Here is a 19,965-nt window from a genome sequence, read left to right as displayed (position 1 = left end):
TCTCATTGATTTACCGATCCCAGCATTATAATGAATCCTTCCTTCTCCTCTTTTTATCAGTATTGGTAAGTAAAGGGGGCCAGGCATAAAAACAGGTTGTGGAGAAAGTCTTCTTCACAACCTGAGAGTAAATTATATATCCAAATATGATTTGTTCTTTTAACTATTAAGTCTTTTATAATCTGTTATAGTCAATATAACTAGAGTCATAATAAATCCACTGACCTGTTCCAATTCTTAGCCAGCCGTTCTTTTCTTCATATACTGTAACTTTTTCGCCTTTACTTGTCTTTCTAACAATAGAATAGTTTGTACCTGATCCGCTTCGAACATTTACCCCAATACCATTAATTTGAGCCGTTCCAATTACCTTTTCAACACTACCATTTTCAATTACTTGTAGCATATTTAGAATAAATGTTGCTGTTTCACCACGAGTTGTTGTTCCTTTAGGGTCGTATTGATTGTCACCCTTACCTCTTACAATACCTAGGCCATATAATCTTTGTACGTCTTCTTTATAGCTAATTTGGTCTTTGTCTGAGAATGGTAGGTTTACAACTGGTCCCCATATACCTTTATACTGTAAAGCCTTGTTTACAATAATTGCTGATTCTTCTCGTGTAATAGGTGTGTTTGGGTCAAAATAACCATCTCCTCTACCTTGAATGATGCCTGCACTTGCAGTACGTTTAATACCATCTCGTAAAGTTGAGTTTGCATCGTTTAGGTCTTTAAATGAAGCATCTCCAGCTGGCAGGTTTAGAGATTTAGAGATTAATTGAGCAAATTCGGCTCTTGTTATCGCTCTATTGGGTGCGAAAACTCCGTTTCCTTCCCCTATCATAATACCTCTTCTATTTAACTCTCGAATAGCTTCTTCATACCAGCCTCCTGTAATGTCATCTTTTGGTTGATAAAGGTTATTATAATACCCACCAACTCCATTTACGAATGCATCCCATTGGCCATTATTAATCATGTTAGCAGGGCAAATTTTACCGCTCCATTTTTGGTGTTTTACAATGTTATTTAACGGTACACCAGTTTCTTTCATTAAATAAGCTACAAGTTTCTTAGCGTTATCTACCGCTTTACTATAGTTACCGTCACTGTTAACTGCGATTTCAATTGCAATAGATTCTCTATTACCTGGACCATCACCGTCTCCTGCGTGCCATCCGTTCTCGTTTAATGGTAGGTGTTGATAAATCTCCTTATCGTCTACTGTAAAATGCCAAGATGCAGCTCGGTCTGTACTGCCTACTGCTTGGTTATATAGGTATTGAGCGTGGTTTCTAGCACCTGCTCCTACACTTGTATTATCAGTCTCATGAATTGTAATATACTTTGGACTCATATAGTTTTGAGGACGAATATTATCGTTACCTGCTGGAACAATCCATTCCGTGAATGGAACACCATTTATTGTACTAGAGGTGCTAGGTGATATGGGAGACAGACTACGTTTTGTTCTGTTTGAATTGTTAGGAACCGTTAATGTACCTGTTTCTTCATGAATGCCCTCTGAACGTTGAAGACTATCTACTTTCTTATTTTCGACAGTACCTCCACCACGTCCGTCTACCCCTTCAAAACTAGCTTCAATACTTTTTAAAGCCTGTTCATCTGTTGTTTGACGTTGGTCTGTGTTACCTTGCACTTGAAGGTTTGTAGATTGCTTATTGTTTACTGATTGTTGTTCCTCTGCAAACGATACCAATGGTGAAGATAATACCGTTAATCCTGCCGTGAATGCTACTACTTTTTTATTAAATTTAATATTCATTTTGAATTTGGTATACCTCACTATTTTAATAGATATACCTTCCTCCTTGTACTTCTTTTAGTGTGAATAATAGTCTGAATAATGGTAGCCTGAACCTCAAAAATAATGGCTTAATTTTTCATTTCATATGATAAACTGAAATCTATAAGTCCTACTAGATATATCAGTATTTCAGAATTATAACACAGCACAATTGCAAAAATATAATTAAAAAACATAAATATCCTTTAATGTATAAAAGGGTTCTGGTGCAAAAATCCCAAAACTCTTACAAGTAATATCCTAATCTTGGACATACTAATAGTATGACTCTAAAAAAGGTGCATAATCAGTATGGAAAAGGAAAATTTATTTAAATGGAAGCATTATCAGCATGAACTAATCTTATTAACAGTAAATTCGGTACATACGAGACAATTTGAGCTTCCGTAACCTGGTGTTATGTGACTTAAACAACAAAAGTACATGAATAACATAGTAAAACAAGAGCATTGCTTAATTAAGAAGCAATGTTATTATTTTATGCTAGGGTTCAAATATTTTGACACAACTACATTCACTCTTTCTGGAGTAGAATCCGTTCATATTCTTAAAAAGAACAGATTAATCTATTACTGATCCAGTCTGTCGAAAACCCAAACAATTACTAGATCAATTGTTTGTACTTGCAGCAAAAAACACAACCCTTCTTTTCATTATATTATTTCTTTTTACCTAGCGATTTAAGACCACGTTTAATAACATCATAGAAACTTAGAGATTGTGCCATATGACCTGGATCTACATATTCTCGTATAGCCCGAAGAACTTTCTTAGGTTCCTTAGAAGAAAAGGTGAAGACCCCATTTCTCTTGGTTTCAATAGCATAACGTGGAATCCATTTCCCCTTAAACATTACAGAAGCTATAACGTAATCTACCTCCTCCCACGGAATCTGAATAAATTTACGCGTATCACGAGAATTATAAAATTCAAACCCTTTATCACCAATCATAATTTTCCCATAGTCCGTAAGTCCCGTAAAAGCGGTAGCATCTATTACTAAATCTACCCTTGTATTAATTGATTGAACCATCATATCCACTCCATTTCATTTATCCTATTTATAATTCGTAACTTCAAACAATAAGATCAATACAAAAAGTGGCTGAAACAATAATCCCCAGCCACTTTTTTATACGAACTATTATCAATTCACAGGCTACTAATCTACACCTCAATCTCAACAATTCCTAAATAATATATCTTAAGAATTGAAAACGTGAGCAACTTAAATTATAAAAGTCCAATTACGTGACCAACTACCCCAACTACGAATAATGAAAGAATAATAACAATTGGGCTGACTTTTTTCTTCAACAACCACATGCAGAAGAATGTCAGAAGTAATGCAGCTAAACCAGGAATCAATTGATCTAAGTTATCTTGCAAGGTAGTTACTTTCGTAGGTGACAGTGCCATTCCTGAGTTTACTTGTTCAAAAGATTGACGAATCCCTTCACCATTTCCAGGAAGTTTGTCCCACTCAACATACGCACCTTTATCTAACTGAACTTCAGATACAACTGGCTTGAATTTAATTGATACCCACCGTTCCACCAAGGCTGCAAGTACAAACATACCAAGGATAGATGCACCTTTTGTAATATCTTGTAATAATCCACCTGAAAGATCATCAGTGATTTTAGAACCAGCTTTATAACCAAATTCTTGTGTATACCACATAAATCCCCAACGAACCAGATTCCAGGCTAAGAAGAAAAGGATTGGCCCAAGGATATTCCCCCCCATTGCTAATGATGCTCCTAAAGCACCTAACATCGGACGTAAAGTAAACCAGAATACCGGATCACCAACACCGGCTAAAGGACCCATCATCCCAACTTTAACCCCCTGAATTGCCACATCATCAACTTCTGCACCATTAGCACGTTCTTCTTCAAGTGCTAATGTAACTCCTAGAATTGGTGAAGCAATATAAGGATGTGTATTGAAGAATTCCAAGTGACGTTTTAATGCTGCTTTTCGATCTTCTTTTGATTTATATAACTTTTTAATCGCTGGAATCATCGAGAAGGCCCAACCACCATTTTGCATACGTTCATAGTTCCAAGAGCCCTGAATAAATGTAGATCGCCATGCAACGGCTAAACGATCTCTTTTTGTTAATTGTATTTTCTCTGCCATTTGTCTTCTCCTCCTCCTGAATTAATAATCGTTTAAGATATCGTCAAGCGGGTCACCAGAGTTACCTCCACCACCATTTGAAGAACCACCCATTTTAGAAAGGCTCAAATAAATAAGAGCTAAAGCCACACCCAATGCACCAAGAGCAATAAGTGTTAATTGAGAAATCGCAGCTATTACGAAACCAATAATGAAGAATGGCCATACTTCTTTTGTTGCCATCATATTAATAACTAGTGCATAACCAACAGCAACAACCATTCCGCCACCAATAGCCATTCCATCAGTTAACCATGCAGGCATTGATTCCAAGAATCCTTGAACGCTTTGTGCAGGGATAAATAAAAGTGCTCCAGCAGGAATTGCAATTCGGATACCTTGTAAACACACCGCAGCGATGTGTAACACTTCAATTTTTTTTATATTTCCTTCTTCAGCTGCCGTATCCATCATGTGTACAATAGGAACAGCAAGTGTACGAACAATCATTGTTAAGAAAAGTCCTGCTACTGCAAGTGGTACCGCTACTGCAATTGCTGATGCAACACCGCTAACACCTTGTCCGCCTAATACTAAAATGATCGCTGATGCAACTGATGCCAATGCAGCATCTGGCGCTACGGCTGCTCCAATATTTGCCCATCCAAGTGCAATCATTTGAAGTGTACCGCCAAGAACTATACCAGCCTCCAGGTTACCTGTTACTAAACCGATTAGTGTACATGCCACTAGTGGTTGATGGAATTGAAATTCATCTAATATTCCTTCCATACCGGCTAGAAATGCAATTAGTATCACTAAAATTATTTCTATAGTAGACATTATGATCCCCCATTTCATTTAAATTTGCTATGTAACTACGATAATTCAACCTTCGCTTTTTTTAGAATATCTTCCATGTTTGCACGAGAATCATTAGGTACTTTACGTACATCAAAATGAATGCCTTTTGCTTTCATTTTCTCGAAAGCCTCAACATCTTCTCTTCCCATAGAAAGAACCTTATTAACAACAACCTTTCCAGTTGAATGAGCCATAGAACCAACGTTAACTTCTTTAATATCCACACCACCCTCTATAACTCTCAGGACATCTAGTGGGTTTTCAAATAATACCAGTGCATTGGTATTACCAAAACGGGGATCTTTTTCAACTTCAATCATTTTGCTGATTGGAATAACATTGGCCTTAACCCCTGGTGGTGCCGCCTGTTCGATTAATTTTTTACGAAGATCGTCTTTAGACACTGCATCCGAAACTACGATAATACGATTTGGTTGTGTAGACTTTGTCCATGCAGTCGCTACCTGACCATGCAATAAACGAGAATCCACACGGATTAAAACGAACTTGATTTTCCCATCACCAACTACTGTACCGGGAGCTAGTCTGCCTTTTGCTTTTCCATCTTTAGCAACTGCAATATCAGTATTTTCTTTTGGTTCCAGCTCTTCAGGTTTAATTCTGACCCCTTCCTTCGCTGTTTTAACGATATGTGCTGCGATTTCTTGAGCAGACGTAATTGATAAACGGGATGCATAAGCTTCAATCACCATAGGTAAGTTCAAGCCAGCAACGATTGCCCAATTGTCTTTGTGCTCTTCATACAAGCCATTAGCTTGATTGAATGGAGTACCGCCCCATAGATCGACTAAAAATAATACCTCATCTTGATTATCAAAAGATGCAATTGCTGCTTCCATTTTTGCTCTCAAATCGTCTGGCCCTTCGTTTGGCATTAAGGTAACAGCCTTAACATTCTCTTGCTCTCCAAAAATCATTGCGCCAGATTGTAAAATGCCTTCAGCAAATTGGCCATGGCTTGCTAGGATAATCCCTACCATCTCTCTACCTCCTAAATATTTCATCCTAATTTTTTCTGAATTGACGCAACCAACACAACTTTTCTTCTTCATTTCATCAATCTTTAACTATTAAAAACCAACTTTTTCTATCCTTGAGAAAACCACCTCCTAGGCTATTTAAATCTCACTTCTTTTATAAAATTTTGTTTACTACTAAAAATGAGTTTGTGAATCTCCAATTCATCATTTTTCACATCATTACTTAAAACACATAATTTCTTAAGTAAAAGGTTCATAATCTTATAAAATAACCCACTACAAGAAAACGCTTTCAAAATATAGAAAAAACATACCGTTGAAAATCATTGTTTCAAATACACTTACTCTAAACCTAACCAACTATAAATAGACTGAGTTGCGTCAAACCAAAATAGGAGTAAAACTCCATTTGCGAATTGCCTCATTGATAAGGAAAGCGTTTATCTCGAAAAACATGATTATCAATGCAAACGAACATGACAGAAAACAATTTAAAGTTCTTTCGAATGATAAAAATACCATGTAAGTTTTTATTACGCATATGTTACTTACCAAAAGTTCAATAGAATGAAAGAGTATACACATTTCTCCTTTTCCCAACTAAAGAAAAGCACTGTTATTCGCATAATGAAATCGATTCCATTTACTAAAAACATTGCCGTTCTATCTGATAAGATGATTTATATCGCCTGCATACAAAATAGCAAACAAAAAAACAATAACCCCTTCTTACGAGTCAGAATTTTGCTAAAGATAGCTATCCAGAAAACAGTTTATAGTTGGAGACAGAAATTTGATATAAGAGTTGATTCGTCGCAAAAGAATAAAACCACTATCATCCTCTACAACCGTTATATATTCATTATATCCATTGTGAATTTTTTCACAATGGATATAAATTGAACATTTTATGAATAAAACAATTCCACATTATAAGAAATGTATAGTGATTTTTTTAGTATACATTTTTTACTTAGATACCCCTTCGCATTACATGATTGATAGTAAATGTGGTTAACTAATTACTTTCTAATTGAATTTTAATATATTAAGTGCTTAATAAATCAATTGAAAACCTATAGCTCCTATGATTCCTCCTATGGTACTACCAATTATGGGAATCCATGCGTATCCCCAATCCGAAGAACCTTTATTACATATTGGTAAGATTTGATGTGCTAGCCTTGGCCCAAAATCTCGAGCCGGATTTAAAGCAAATCCAGTTGTTCCACCAAGAGATAAACCTATAGATACTATTAACGCTCCTATTATTATTGGAAGTAGTCCATCTGTAACTTTATTATGACTTATAGCTAAAATTGAAAATACAAATACCGCAGTGCCAATAATTTCACTTAACAAATTGGAAGGCCAACTTTTTATTGCAGGGCTTGTAGAAAACACCGATAATATAATTTCTTGATTTTTAGTTTCTTTCCAATGTGGAAAATACTGGATCCAGACAAATATTGAACCTAAAAAAGCCCCAATCAACTGTGCACCAATATAGGAAGGAACTTCACTCCAAGGAAATACCCCTATACAAGCAAAAGCAATTGTAACTGCAGGATTCAAATGTGCACCACTTATGTTATCTACTATATATATAGCGAATGTAACTGCTAATCCCCAGCCAAGAGTAATTGCAACCCATCCGGAATTTTGTGCTTTGGATTTTTTCAGCAAAGTACCTGCTACAACGCCGTTCCCTAATAAAATAAGAACCAAGGTTCCAATTAATTCCCCCATAAATGGAGACATATTTATGACCCCCTTTGTTATTTCAAAAACCATTGTATAAACACAAGGGCATCATCAGCATCTTCTCCATCAAGAATTACATGTATTTCTGCCCCTCTTTTTACTGCTAAATCGATTAATTGAAGAGTACTTTTTGCATTAACTTTTTTATCTTTAAATATAAACTGAACCGAACAATCATAATCCCTTAAGCCATCTACAATTTCACTTGCTGATTTTGCATGAATTCCATCCTTACGAGTTACAATTAATTTTCTTTCGATTCTCATAAGATTAGCTCCTTTTATATTTTTATAATGGTTTTCGCTTCAAGTACAGCCTTAAATCTTATATATTTCTTGTGATATTTTGCCAATCCCTAATTCAACAACTGCTACGTAGGACCCTCTATTAATGGTCAATCTGCTATTTTGATTTAATCACTCTTAATTAGAGCGCCTCCCAAATTTACGAATACAATTACAACTCGTTCATTATAAATAGCCTCTTGAATTTATCTGACGCTTCTACCTACTTCATCGTTATCTACTCCTCCTACAGAAACTATTAAAACACCGGAACTTAATTTGGCGAGTAAAGCTTTTAAATCTCTGAACTTGTAGATAACCATGAGAAATTAAAGCTAATCCTACATTACTCATCACAATTGCTCCCTCAGTTCATTAACAATATCTTTTTCACCTATAAGAGATAAACATAGAGTTTCAAAGATAATAAAAGATGAGACTGCTCCTGGATCTAAATGACCAATAGACCTTTCTCCTAGAAAGGAAGCACGCCCTTTTTTAGCTAATAATGGCTTAGTCTTTTCCATTTGTTCTCTTGCAAAAATGATAAGACCAATAGGTTTTATTTTTTCTCCATTTCTTTGGATATACTTCAAAACAGGATCCCAAACATCAAGCATTGTTTTATCTCCTATCTGAGTTTTTCCTCTTAGACAGATGCCATCTACAGATTCTTGAAAAGCAATCCCCAATTCATTGATTGTAATTTTATTTTTCCCTTTCAAAACACTACCAGCCCTTAAAAATGCTGTTCCATATAAAGGCCCTGATGCACCGCCAACCTTTGAAATAAGTATCATTCCAATATCATGAAATACATTTCCAATATCATCATAAGCTGTATATGATATCTTTTTTTCAACCTCTTTAAACCCTCTATTCATATTAATACCATGATCTCCGTCACCTATAAATTGATCAAGTTGCGTTAGATTTTTTTTTTGATACTCAAGTTGTTTTGCAGTGAGTTGCATCCAATTGATGATATGTCTTGGTGTAATATACATGTTGGCCCTCCTATTGTACACGCCAGTTAGTCGTATTTGCTGGATCATTAAGCAAAGCAGATAATTGTCCATCTAGTTTTAATAAAGTAATAGAAAAACCGGCCATATCAATCGCTGTCATGTATTCCCCAACATATGTTTTACAGATATCGATACCAATTTTGTTTAATATTGTGTTAACCATTTTATTTAAAATATATAATTCCATTAACGGCGTTCCACCTAATCCATTTACCATTACTGCAACTTTGTCACCAATTTCCAATTGCATATCACTTAAAATATCCTCTAAAAGGAGTTCAGCCATTTCATTAGCTGATATCATACTAATACGATGTGTTCCTGGTTCACCGTGAATACCTATACCAACCTCTACTTCATTTTCATCAATTTTATAACCGACTGTACCAGCTCCAGGTATAGTGCACGTTTTTAATGCCATGCCCATACTACGTATATTAGCAATTACTTTATTTGCAACATCTTCAACTTCTTTAAGCGATGCTCCTTTCTCAGCCATTGCTCCAGCTATTTTATGTACAAAGATTGTTCCAGAAATCCCTCTTCTTCTCATAGTGTATGAACTATTATCCATAGCAATATCATCATTAACAATGACTGTAGCAATCGGGATTCCCTGTGCTTCAGCCATTTCAGCAGCCATTTCAAAATTCATTATGTCTCCTGAGTAGTTTTTTACAATTAACAAAACCCCACTTCCAGTATCCACTTTTTGAATCGCTTTCAAAATCTGGTCTGGTGTAGGAGAAGTAAAAATCTCGCCCATTACAGCAGCATCAAGCATTCCTTTACCAACAAATCCTATATGCGCTGGTTCATGCCCACTCCCGCCTCCACTGACAATTGCCACTTTTCCTTGAAATGGACTATTAGCTCGAATAATTATATTTGTTTCAGGCATATTTTGTAGTTTATCAGAATGTGCAAACAACATTCCGTCAATCATATCCCTAACTACTTTTTCTGGATTATTAATAAATTTTTTCATGGCATCTATTCCTTTCCATTAGTCACCGCTATACCCAAGCATTTAATTTTATAGTTTTATTCCCCCCTACAATTCCCTTTTATTATAAAAACCTATAATGATTTCAATTGGACATTTAGCTTTAAGCCTCCAATTTCATCTAAAAAGATTGTTCCAATGTTTGCTTGCTCAAATTTCCCTTTCCTCATGTGAAGTGTTCCAGTGAATACTCCTTTTTCATGCTCAAATAGCTCACTTTCAATTAAATTAGGGGAGATAGCCGCACAATTTACCAGAATAAACAACTTATCTTTTCTGAAACCAGCTTTATGGATAACTTTAGCTATACGTTCTTCTCCTGTTTCACTTTCTCCAGTAATAAGAATCGTAGAATCTAATTCTGTCACTTTATTCGCAACAAAGAGCGTCTTCATTAAAGTGGCACTATAACTAATAATGTCTGGAAAAGAGTTTTTTAGTTTTTTAGTTTTTTAGTTTTTTATATTTCGACAATTCACTTTCTAAATACTTTATTCTTTTCTTTTCAAGAGTCAATTGGTCTAATAATGACTGTGTTTCATGAATAGATTCATCCTTAAGAATATTCCGCTCAATTTTGCTATAAGTGTAACTGCGACTCGAGCATGTGGACCATTTTTAGTATGAATATTAATTTCAATCCTTTGCATCATAAGAACCTACCCCATAACAATACATGCATAAAAATACATAAAATTCAACCAGTGAATTTTATGTATTTTTATTTTCATTATTAAAACTCTAACTATAATATAATAAGATTATTTATACAAAACCTGATAATATAGGTTTTTAATACTATTTTTCCCATTTTATCTTTCTTAAGAAATAGTATTTGATTTTTGATAATCATAACACTATCTTTTAATCCGTCATATAACAGACGAAAAATATACATAAAATATTCATAATTCTGTACTCAGAATTTTGATAACATTAGATTCAAGGCTAGATTTTCAGCTTACTTACAAAAAAATCAAGGAGTGATTATCATGGAACGTATCCTAATTAGCCCGCAAAAATATATTCAGGGAAGAAATGTAATTAAAAAAATTGGAGAGTATGTAAAACCTCTAGGAACCAATTTATTAGTTATTGCAGATGAATGTGTTTGGCATCTTGTTGGTGAAAAAGTTATGGAAAGCTTTCATAAACAAAATCTAAGCTTTGAAAAAGTCGGTTTTAATGGTGAAAGTTCTGAAAATGAAATTACAAGAATTGAGAAAATAGGAAAAGAATTTGGTGCTGATGTAATCATTGGTATTGGTGGTGGTAAATCAGTAGACACAGCAAAAGCGGTAGGAGAAATTCTTTCGGCCAAAGTTGTAAGCGTTCCCACTATTGCCTCAACAGATGCACCAACCAGTTCTCTTTCTGTTATTTACTCTGATGATGGAGTATTTGAGAAATACAAATTTTATTTAAAAAATCCGGATATTATTTTAGTAGATTCCCAAGTCATTGCACAAGCTCCATCCAGATTTTTAGCTGCTGGGATTGGAGACGGAATGGCTACATGGATTGAAGCTAGAGCAAATTTAGAATCACGAAAACCCGCTATGGCTGGAGGACTCTCTACCCTAGCAGCTGCTAAGATTGCAGAACTCTGTTGGGATACCTTATTTCAATATGGAGAAGCTGCTCTTTTAGCAGTTAAACAAAAAACTGTTACTCCAGCAGTTGAAGCCGTAATAGAGGCAAACACCTTGCTTAGTGGCCTTGGATTTGAAAGTGTGGGGTTAGCTGCAGCTCATGCCATCCATAATGGTTTTACTGTTTTACATGATAAGACTCATGATTTGATGCATGGAGAAAAGGTTGCATTTGGCACATTAGTACAAATGGCATTGGAATCTTGGACAACTGAAGAACTATATAACTACATTGATTTCTGTATCAAGCTTGGCTTACCTACTACACTTGAAGATCTGAACCTAGGTGATGCAAGTAAAGAAGAATTGATGAAAGTGGCTGAGGCTGCCTGTCAAGATGGTGAAACTATACATAATATGCCATTTGAAATTTCACCAGAAATGGTTTTTGATGCAATTATTGCTGCTGATGCTTATGCTACTAAGTATAAATTAAAAAAATTAGTTCAAAATTACAATCCCAAAAATTAATTAAGTGTATATTACACATTATTTAATTTTGTATGTGTCCTTTTAAGAATTTAGCAAAATTACAATACTATATATTAAAAACTAAATAAGTATTAAAATTGTATATATCATGAAATAATCTGAAGACTTCATCCAACATATAAGAGCACGAAATATTTAAATGAATCCTAGCATTATGTCAAAAATAATTTTGCAACTGAATTTTCACACCAAAGATAAATATAGAAATAAAAAAAACCTCTTTTTTATGAGGTTTTTTCTAGTCCTATACTTTTGAGAATAAAATAAGCTGTTTTATTATAAACAATAGGTTAGCAACACTAATCTTAACATATAAAAACAAAAAATCTATGTGTCAATTTTTCAAACATCCTATAGTTTTTATGAGAAGACTAAAAAGATATAATTCATAAAAAATGTAGGAGAAGTAATGGACTTAATTTATGCTGTTTCCAGTTTACCTACTCAACTAAAGTAAGAAAATTTTAGAAAACCTAAAAAAAATAATCTCATTTTATTACTAAAAAATACAACAAATCATTTAGATTTAGTAATAAAAGTAGTTATTCTTGTACTCAAGATAAAAATTTTTCAGCCAAACTAGATTACTAGAATCGACACTTTTGTGTACATTTATATTACTTCTAGCTCACTATTCATCCCCACCTTACAAAAATGGTATATATATATACATTTTAATTAGATTTCCTGTAGTTTATGAGAAGAAATATATTGTTTTTGAATGAATATTATTATATTTCCCTCTAATTTGTTTCATTTTTTGTAAGTTGTTATCCTACTAAATGAGGGTAATCATCACGTATAAAAATATCAGTATCGGAAGTTACGGCAATAATTCTTCATAATATATATTAAAAGAATTTTAATAATGCCTAATATAATTTCTTTTTTTTTATTATAAATTAGAAGTGAGGAGATATTATTATGATTAGAAAAAAACATCCATTTTGTACTCTAGCAAAAACAGCTGTTGCATTAACTATGATTATTCCTACATCCCAAGCCATTAACCATACGTTTGCCTACGCTCAAGAAAATATAGTGAATGCTCAACAACAAGTAGCGCCATTTTGGAATAAAAATAAAGATTATCCAGGTGAATCTTACGTTACATATGAAGGTAAGATTTATCATTCTGTATATTGGGTAAATGCAGGCACATTACCTACCCAACAATTTAGCGGTTGGGAATTATATACTGGTTCAGAATATATACCTGACAATAGTGATCCAAATGATTTATTTGGTGAAGGAATAACTTGGCCAACTCATGTCTTTGCACCATATGTAGATAACGGCATGAATCCTCAAAATCTATTAAAATATGCCCAAGAAACAAATACTAGTTTCTTCACGCTTTCGTTTATAGTGGCTGATAAAAATGGAAATCCAGTATGGGGAGGAAGTCATACCCCTATTGGAGATGGTAACTTAGATGATCAAATTAAACAAATTAGAAAAATAGGTGGCGATGTTAAAGTATCTTTTGGTGGAGCAAATGCTGGTAATATACCTGGATTAGGTGCAGATCTTGCCGCAGCTATTACAGATGTGAATAAATTAAAAGATGCTTATAAAAGTGTAATTAACACATTACATTTAACACACATGGATTTTGATATTGAAGGCGTCTTAGTTGCTCACCCAGAATCTATCGAAAGAAGATCAAAAGCAATTGCGTTATTACAAAAGGAATTAAAAGCTGAAGGTAAAGATGTAAAAATTGGTTATACCTTACCAGTAATGCCATATGGCCTAACTAATGATGGACTAAATGTGATTCAAAGCGCTATAAAACATGATGTAGATTTAAATTCAGTTAATATTATGACTATGGATTACGGACAACAAAACCAACAAATGGGACAAGCTGCGATAGATGCTATTAATAGCTTGCATGGACAATTAACTAATTTATATAAAGGTACTATTAAAGATTCTGACATTTGGAAAATGATTGCTGTTACACCTATGATAGGAAAAAACGATACTCAAAATGAAACTTTCACATTAAATAATGCAAAAGAATTGTTCCAATTTGCCAAAGAAAAAGGTATTGGGGAAATTAGTATGTGGTCAGTGTATCGTGATAAAAAAGCTACTGAAAGTTGGCAAATCGGTCAGGCAACTGGAGATGCTTCTGGATTACCCGATGTAGACGACGGTGCCTTTTCTAAACTATTTTCTGCTTTTAATAGTAGTACTGAAATTGACGTAATCGCTCCAACAGCTCCTTCTAACCTACGCTCTGTTAATAAAACAACAACAACTGTTGAGCTACAGTGGGAGGCTTCCACAGATAATATTGGTGTGAAAGAATATGAAGTTTATCGTGATGGAAAAAAAGTAGGGACAACAAAAACAACACGTTATGAAGATGCGGGATTACAAGCCAATACAAAATATAATTATACAATTAAAGCTACAGATGCAGCAGGAAATAAGTCAAAAAGTAGCAATGAAATTTCAGTTACAACAAAGGAAGAGAATCCAGAACAAATAGCTCCAACACCTCCAACAGGATTACAAGCATCAGAAACTAATACAAACAGTGTTCATTTAATATGGAAAGAATCCATAAGTAATGTTGGTATAAAAGAATATGAGATTTATCGTAACGGTACGAAAATAGCTACAAGTCCTTCAACTTACTATACAGATGAAAATTTACTGGCTAGTACAGAATATAGATATATGGTAAAAGCTATAGATACTCAAGGAAAAGTTTCAGTTGCGAGTAGTGAAATCAAAATCACAACAAAAGATACCCCCTCTTCTGAGTATAAGGCATGGGATTCGTATGCTGCATATAAAAAAGGAGATAGAGTAGAACATCAAGGTAAAATTTATGAAGCAGTTCAAAGTTATCAAGGATACGGTGATCCAAATTGGATTTTCTCATTAGCTTTATGGAAAATAATTAAATAAACCGTAATACTATTAAATAAAAAGACATCTTTCTTTTCAGATTGATGTCTTTTATGAATTAAAAATTATATTTTACAAATCTATTCTTTCATTTGCCCTAGACAATATATTTCTATAGGTAATTCTTATTTTACATTACTATGATTTGATTAAGCATCATATTTTCTAAGTTAAGACAGATTTTACAATTTTAATAGTTCGGACGAAAGTCCTAACATTAAAATTTATTTAACTACATATACAATTAAAAGAAGGTTTTAAGATGCAGACGAACACTAATACTATAGAGGACATCTATCAGGAGATATTAGATGGAAAAAGAAATAGATTTCCACCAAATACTTGGAAATTAGATAGAAATAATCAATTGGCCAGAAGAGTAACAAAGTATTTAGTAACAAAAATTTTGAATTGGAATGAAGAAGAGATAAAACAGAATTGGAATAACAAATTGATTGCAAAGTATCGATTACGTGGTGTATTGAAGCACAAATATAATAATAGTCCATTTGCGATGATTAATGATTTATATCCGAATCAATTTAAAGAATGGGAATTTAGAATGACACCACTAAATTTTTGGACGAAAGAAAAGGCCCTACAATTATTAAAATGGTTAATTGAAGAAGAGGAGAAATTACCACCACAAAAACTCTTACAAATTTATGGGCAAAAATGGTTAATTGAACATCGACTAAGTGCACCACTAAGGGTGATTTGGAATGGAAGCCCGTTTGCGATGATTAATGATTTATATCCAAATCGATTTAAAGAATGGGAATTTAATAAGGCTCCTAATAAGTTTTGGACGAAAGAAAAAACATTACAAGCACTAAAATGGACAATTGAAGAAAAAGAAAAATTAAATCTGGATCAATTGAAGAATATATACGAAAATAAATGGTTAGCCCAATCAAGATTGCGTGGAGCTTGTCAATTATATTGGAATGATAGTCCATATGCAATGATTAATGATTTATATCCAAATCAATTTAAAGAATGGGAATTTAAGATGACACCTAGTGGTTTTTGGACGAGAGAAAAAGCGCTAGAAGCATTACGCTGGACAATTGAAGAAAAAGAAAAGCTGACAGATAATCAATTATTACAGCAATACACAATGCAGTGGCTTAAAAGTCATAGACTATGGACACCTGTAGTAAGATACTGGAATGGAAGCCCATATGCAATGATTAATGATCTATATCCAAATAAATATATAAAAAGTTCATTCAGAGGATATATAAATAAGGCTTAATATTATTAGACATAACTTAATTAAAATGAAAGCTTACTTGATAAACAGCAAACTATATTTTCTTAATGAGAGAAATATTTAATGAATAATTAGATCAATTAATAACAATATAAAAACAGTAAATAAATGCTATTGGTTTAAAAATGAATTTAAGGTTTTAGAGGAGGATATTTATGCAAGCAAAAAAAATTCTATTTATTTTTAAAGTAATTAGGCTACTAGCAATAGTTATCTTATTTCTTCTCTTTTATTTTACACATCAATTATCTTATCTCTATTTTTCAATTCCTTTCATTCTTGAAAGGTTCACTAGAAATATTTAAAAAAACAAAGTTTTATAGATGAAAACAAGCTAGCAACTTCAGCAATGAAGCAATAGCTTGTTTTCATCTATCCTTAACCCCCATTTTTATATATTTATTACTCTTTTTCATATGTCTCACAAGTCATTAATATAACTCCACCATTTAAGCTCTTCTGCCCCAGTATCTAAAACTTAAGATTTTAGCATTATATTAATAAAAAAAGTAAGAAATTTATATGAGGATTTCGTTATAGATTTTCCTAAAATGAAAATTTTGTGAACTTTATAACAAGATAACTTGTTAAACCATTTTCAATAACTTATAATCTTAACTGTGTATGGTGTGTATGGTGTGCATCATAAACAGTCACACTTGTCGATGGAGAGGTATTTAAATGAAAATTATTTTAAATAATGCATCAAATCAACCTTTATATCAACAAATAAAGGAACAAATTAAAGATTCTATATTTAATAATGAATTGACAGAAGGTGAACAATTACCATCAATCCGTGTATTGGCTAATGATTTACATGTAAGTATGTTAACCACTAAAAGAGTTTATGCGGAACTAGAATCCGAAGGGTTTATCGTTACCAGGGTTGGAAAAGGTACTTATGTAGCATCTACAAACTTGGAATTATTAATGGAATCTAAGCGTCATATGGTTGAAGTAAAATTGACAGAAGTGTGCAAAATGGCTCGAAGTATTGGAATCCATAATGAGGAACTCTATTCGATGTTAGATTTAATCTTAAAGGAGGAAAATGAAAAATGAATGTAGTGTTAGAAGTGAAGAATCTAAACAAAGCTTATGGGAATTTTTCATTAAAAGACGTGACATTTTCACTTAGCCAGGACTGTATAACTGGTTTTATTGGTACTAATGGTTCTGGGAAAACTACTACTATTAAAGCTATCCTCGGGCTCGTACTCAAAGATTCGGGTAAAATTAATTTTTTAGAAAAGGATATAGATAAACATGAGCGAAAATCCAAAAATAAAATTGGTGTCGTGTTAGACGAAGGGTACTTTTACGATGAATTAACATTAAAAGAAATGAAGAATGTAATCGCCCCTTCCTATACTGAATGGGATGAGCAAGTTTTTTTAAAGTATATTAAACGATTTAATTTAAATCTAGGACAAAAAATTTCTACTCTCTCCAAAGGAATGCGAATGAAATTTGCAGTTGCTCTAGCTTTATCCCACCACGCAGATTTATTAATAATGGATGAACCCACAAGTGGACTTGATCCATTGGTTCGAAGTGAACTAATAGACATACTTCTAGATTTTATGAAAGAACCAGGAAAAAGTGTCTTCTTTTCTACTCATATTACCTCAGATCTAGATAAAATAGCAGACATGATTATTTTGATAGATGATGGTCAAATATTAATTGATGAAGAAAAAGATGCACTAGTGGAAACACATGCATTAGTAAAAGGTGATAATCAATTGATTAATAATCAAACAGAAAAACTCTTTTTGAATTTGAGTCAAACTAAATATGGATTTGAAGGGATTACTCATAAAATAGATGATGTGTGCCGGCTTATGCCTGGTGTTTTGATGGAAAGACCAACTATAGAAGATATAATGCTTTCTTATATTGGAGGAAATACATATGCTTATTAATCTTGTTGTAAAAGACATAATGTTAGTCAAAAAATATTTTTCTATTTTACTTGTTTTTGCAGCCATTGCACCAATCTATCTTTCTACTCAATTAAAACTTAACGATGGTGGGCTTATTGGTTTTCTTTTAACAGTAGTTTTTATGGAACATATTTTGTTTGGTACAATATCCAAGTTCGAAGACCAATACAAAGGAGCAACTCTACTTTGTGCAACACCATATACTAGAAGTGCCTTTGTAAAGGCAAAATATCTCTTTCTATTGGTAGTTTTTCTTTGTGCCTCAATTATTCGAATGATAACTTCAATTATTATACCATCTGGTATCGAGAATCTTAGTATAAATGCTCTCGGAATAACATTCTTAGTTGTTAGTACTTTGTTTGGAATACTACTCCCTTTCCAATTTAAATTTGGTTTTGATAAAACAAGAATGATTTCTTTTATTGTTGTCTTTTTGACACCTTTTGTAGCTCCTACTCTTATAAAAGAAATTCAGTTAAGCCATCTGAATTTTACACTCCCTCTTCCATTCCCATCAATTATTATGGCATGGATGCCTTGTCTCATTTCAATAGTTATTAGCATTATATCAATGATAATTTCACTGAAGATATATGCAAAAAAAGATTTATAATTAGTTTAAGGGGCATTTTAAAAAATATGTTTTATCGCCCCATACTTATCGAAGTTACGTCAACACACAAGATACTTTAGTTCTCAGCGTAGGAACTACTGACAAAGCCTACTAAGAAAACTGGTAAATACATCGATGTTAGCAGATATCTGTCACTTCGAACATTTCGTTATTTACTTTCTAAATCTTGAGCATTGATCTATGCCTCAATTAAAGTGCATCCCTTGTCAATTAAGTGATGTATTTTAGATACTTATTTGTTAAAAAAGGAAGGATGAATGTTCAATCAACCGACACAACTACTTCTTAGGAAGTGTGTTATAGTTAATTCAGAATCAATACTGCTTAGCAGCATTAATTCTCACCTATCTTTTATTTATTTGTTTTTACACCAACTTAAAGGAAAGACCAACTATATTTTTAGTTGGTCTTTCCTCTTGTTATTAGAACACGATTAAGAATCGCTTAGTTTATATACAAATTACTATTTATTTTACGATAATGTGCATATACTTCCGATAGAATTCTACCGTACTCTTGATAAAATAGGAAAAACATAGCTAGTTAAGGTATCTTTCAAAAAAAATCGAAACAAAAAGAACTTGTAATATATAATTACAAGTTCTTTTTATCGTAGCTTCAACACATTGGAACTATAAACTTGTAAACAACAACATTAGAGGAAGGGGTGAATTATTCCCTTAAAATGATTATATAACTAATATTCATATTTTAAGATTGAAACCTTGAACATTTCGTTAATTTTAATAATCACTTCAATATTCTCCATTTTTAATTTCCATAAACATTTATAATTAAAATAAAATAACCCAAAAATAAAAATATATGTGAATTTTTTTATATTTTTTTTGAGATCAATTGAATATTTTATGATTATCATTTCATTTTCATTCTAATATTGCCATGTTTGTAGATTACTATTAAAGATTTACCTTCTAAAACTTACTTAAAATTGGTTAATATTGAATACATTTACTGAAAATTGAGAAATTAAGTGCATATTGATACTATTATGCTATAAATTATCTGTCAGTCTCACTTCCATTACCCACAATAACGTTTTTCTATATATGTATAGAAATAATTTATCTGTCAGTAATTTATAGTTTATTATCATACATTAAAAAGG

16 protein-coding genes and 1 pseudogene are annotated in these 19,965 nt (G+C 32.8%); 7 read left to right on the top strand and 10 right to left on the bottom strand.

Annotation, left to right across the window (positions count from 1 at the left end):
* Positions 1 to 175 precede the first annotated feature (175 nt).
* Entirely contained in the window at positions 176 to 1,789 is a 1,614-nt protein-coding gene (locus ACTFN4_RS26445; RefSeq protein WP_439963036.1) for an S-layer homology domain-containing protein, read from the bottom strand.
* Positions 1,790 to 2,122: 333 nt separating this feature from the next.
* Here ACTFN4_RS26445 and ACTFN4_RS26440 point away from each other — a divergent pair.
* A pseudogene (locus tag ACTFN4_RS26440) lies at positions 2,123 to 2,228 on the top strand (IS6 family transposase); the annotation flags it as partial.
* 261 nt (positions 2,229 to 2,489) lie between these two features.
* On the opposite strand, the gene ACTFN4_RS26435 reads toward ACTFN4_RS26440, so the two are convergent.
* From ACTFN4_RS26435 to ACTFN4_RS26395, 9 genes are all read right to left on the bottom strand, one after another.
* Positions 2,490 to 2,867 carry a DUF956 family protein gene (locus ACTFN4_RS26435; protein ID WP_439963035.1) on the bottom strand — a complete coding sequence of 126 codons (378 nt, stop codon included), beginning with the start codon at positions 2,865 to 2,867 and terminating at the stop codon, positions 2,490 to 2,492.
* Between the two features lie 197 nt (positions 2,868 to 3,064).
* Positions 3,065 to 3,976, bottom strand: coding sequence for a PTS system mannose/fructose/sorbose family transporter subunit IID (locus tag ACTFN4_RS26430; RefSeq protein ID WP_000818327.1), 912 nt, complete (start codon positions 3,974 to 3,976; stop codon positions 3,065 to 3,067).
* Between the two features lie 21 nt (positions 3,977 to 3,997).
* Positions 3,998 to 4,798, bottom strand: a complete 801-nt coding sequence (locus ACTFN4_RS26425; RefSeq protein WP_000103758.1) for a PTS mannose/fructose/sorbose transporter subunit IIC — start codon at positions 4,796 to 4,798, stop codon at positions 3,998 to 4,000.
* Between the two features lie 35 nt (positions 4,799 to 4,833).
* Positions 4,834 to 5,820 (bottom strand): mannose/fructose/sorbose PTS transporter subunit IIA, encoded by a 987-nt coding sequence (locus ACTFN4_RS26420; protein WP_439963034.1) that lies wholly within the window; start codon positions 5,818 to 5,820, stop codon positions 4,834 to 4,836.
* Positions 5,821 to 6,876: 1,056 nt separating this feature from the next.
* Positions 6,877 to 7,581 (bottom strand): MIP/aquaporin family protein, encoded by a 705-nt coding sequence (locus ACTFN4_RS26415; protein WP_439963033.1) that lies wholly within the window; start codon positions 7,579 to 7,581, stop codon positions 6,877 to 6,879.
* Between the two features lie 17 nt (positions 7,582 to 7,598).
* Complete coding sequence (locus ACTFN4_RS26410) at positions 7,599 to 7,850, bottom strand: HPr family phosphocarrier protein (RefSeq protein ID WP_065705945.1); 252 nt, start codon at positions 7,848 to 7,850, stop codon at positions 7,599 to 7,601.
* Between the two features lie 371 nt (positions 7,851 to 8,221).
* Positions 8,222 to 8,875: a dihydroxyacetone kinase subunit DhaL gene (gene dhaL / locus ACTFN4_RS26405; protein ID WP_086422660.1), complete on the bottom strand. Its 654-nt coding sequence runs from the start codon at positions 8,873 to 8,875 to the stop codon at positions 8,222 to 8,224.
* A 10-nt stretch (positions 8,876 to 8,885) separates the two neighbouring features.
* Positions 8,886 to 9,884 carry a dihydroxyacetone kinase subunit DhaK gene (gene dhaK / locus ACTFN4_RS26400; RefSeq protein ID WP_439963031.1) on the bottom strand — a complete coding sequence of 333 codons (999 nt, stop codon included), beginning with the start codon at positions 9,882 to 9,884 and terminating at the stop codon, positions 8,886 to 8,888.
* A gap of 92 nt (positions 9,885 to 9,976) precedes the next feature.
* Complete coding sequence (locus ACTFN4_RS26395) at positions 9,977 to 10,297, bottom strand: sigma 54-interacting transcriptional regulator (protein WP_439963030.1); 321 nt, start codon at positions 10,295 to 10,297, stop codon at positions 9,977 to 9,979.
* A gap of 597 nt (positions 10,298 to 10,894) precedes the next feature.
* Here ACTFN4_RS26395 and ACTFN4_RS26390 point away from each other — a divergent pair.
* The 6 genes from ACTFN4_RS26390 (at position 10,895) to ACTFN4_RS26365 (ending at position 18,815) form a co-directional block, all read left to right on the top strand.
* Positions 10,895 to 12,025, top strand: a complete 1,131-nt coding sequence (locus tag ACTFN4_RS26390) for a glycerol dehydrogenase (protein ID WP_439963029.1) — start codon at positions 10,895 to 10,897, stop codon at positions 12,023 to 12,025.
* A 945-nt stretch (positions 12,026 to 12,970) separates the two neighbouring features.
* Positions 12,971 to 14,974, top strand: a complete 2,004-nt coding sequence (locus tag ACTFN4_RS26385; protein ID WP_439963028.1) for a fibronectin type III domain-containing protein — start codon at positions 12,971 to 12,973, stop codon at positions 14,972 to 14,974.
* Positions 14,975 to 15,236: 262 nt separating this feature from the next.
* Positions 15,237 to 16,232: a DUF4046 domain-containing protein gene (locus ACTFN4_RS26380; protein ID WP_086422655.1), complete on the top strand. Its 996-nt coding sequence runs from the start codon at positions 15,237 to 15,239 to the stop codon at positions 16,230 to 16,232.
* Between the two features lie 699 nt (positions 16,233 to 16,931).
* Positions 16,932 to 17,315 (top strand): GntR family transcriptional regulator, encoded by a 384-nt coding sequence (locus ACTFN4_RS26375; protein WP_000691661.1) that lies wholly within the window; start codon positions 16,932 to 16,934, stop codon positions 17,313 to 17,315.
* The gene (locus tag ACTFN4_RS26370) at positions 17,312 to 18,178 is read left to right on the top strand and encodes an ABC transporter ATP-binding protein (RefSeq protein ID WP_439963027.1); all 867 of its coding nucleotides are present in this window, start codon (positions 17,312 to 17,314) and stop codon (positions 18,176 to 18,178) included. The genes ACTFN4_RS26375 and ACTFN4_RS26370 overlap by 4 nt, the downstream gene beginning before the upstream one ends.
* A complete protein-coding gene (locus ACTFN4_RS26365) occupies positions 18,168 to 18,815 on the top strand; it encodes an ABC-2 transporter permease (protein ID WP_262314385.1) in 648 nt (215 codons plus the stop codon). Before ACTFN4_RS26370 ends, ACTFN4_RS26365 begins: the two co-directional genes overlap by 11 nt.
* Positions 18,816 to 19,965 lie beyond the last annotated feature (1,150 nt).

Origin of the sequence: Bacillus cereus group sp. MYBK95-2 (assembly GCF_051915225.1) — a bacterium.
GTDB lineage: Bacteria > Bacillota > Bacilli > Bacillales > Bacillaceae_G > Bacillus_A > Bacillus_A cereus.
Note: the sequence above shows the minus strand (reverse complement) of the source record. Positions and strands in the feature narration are given on the sequence as shown.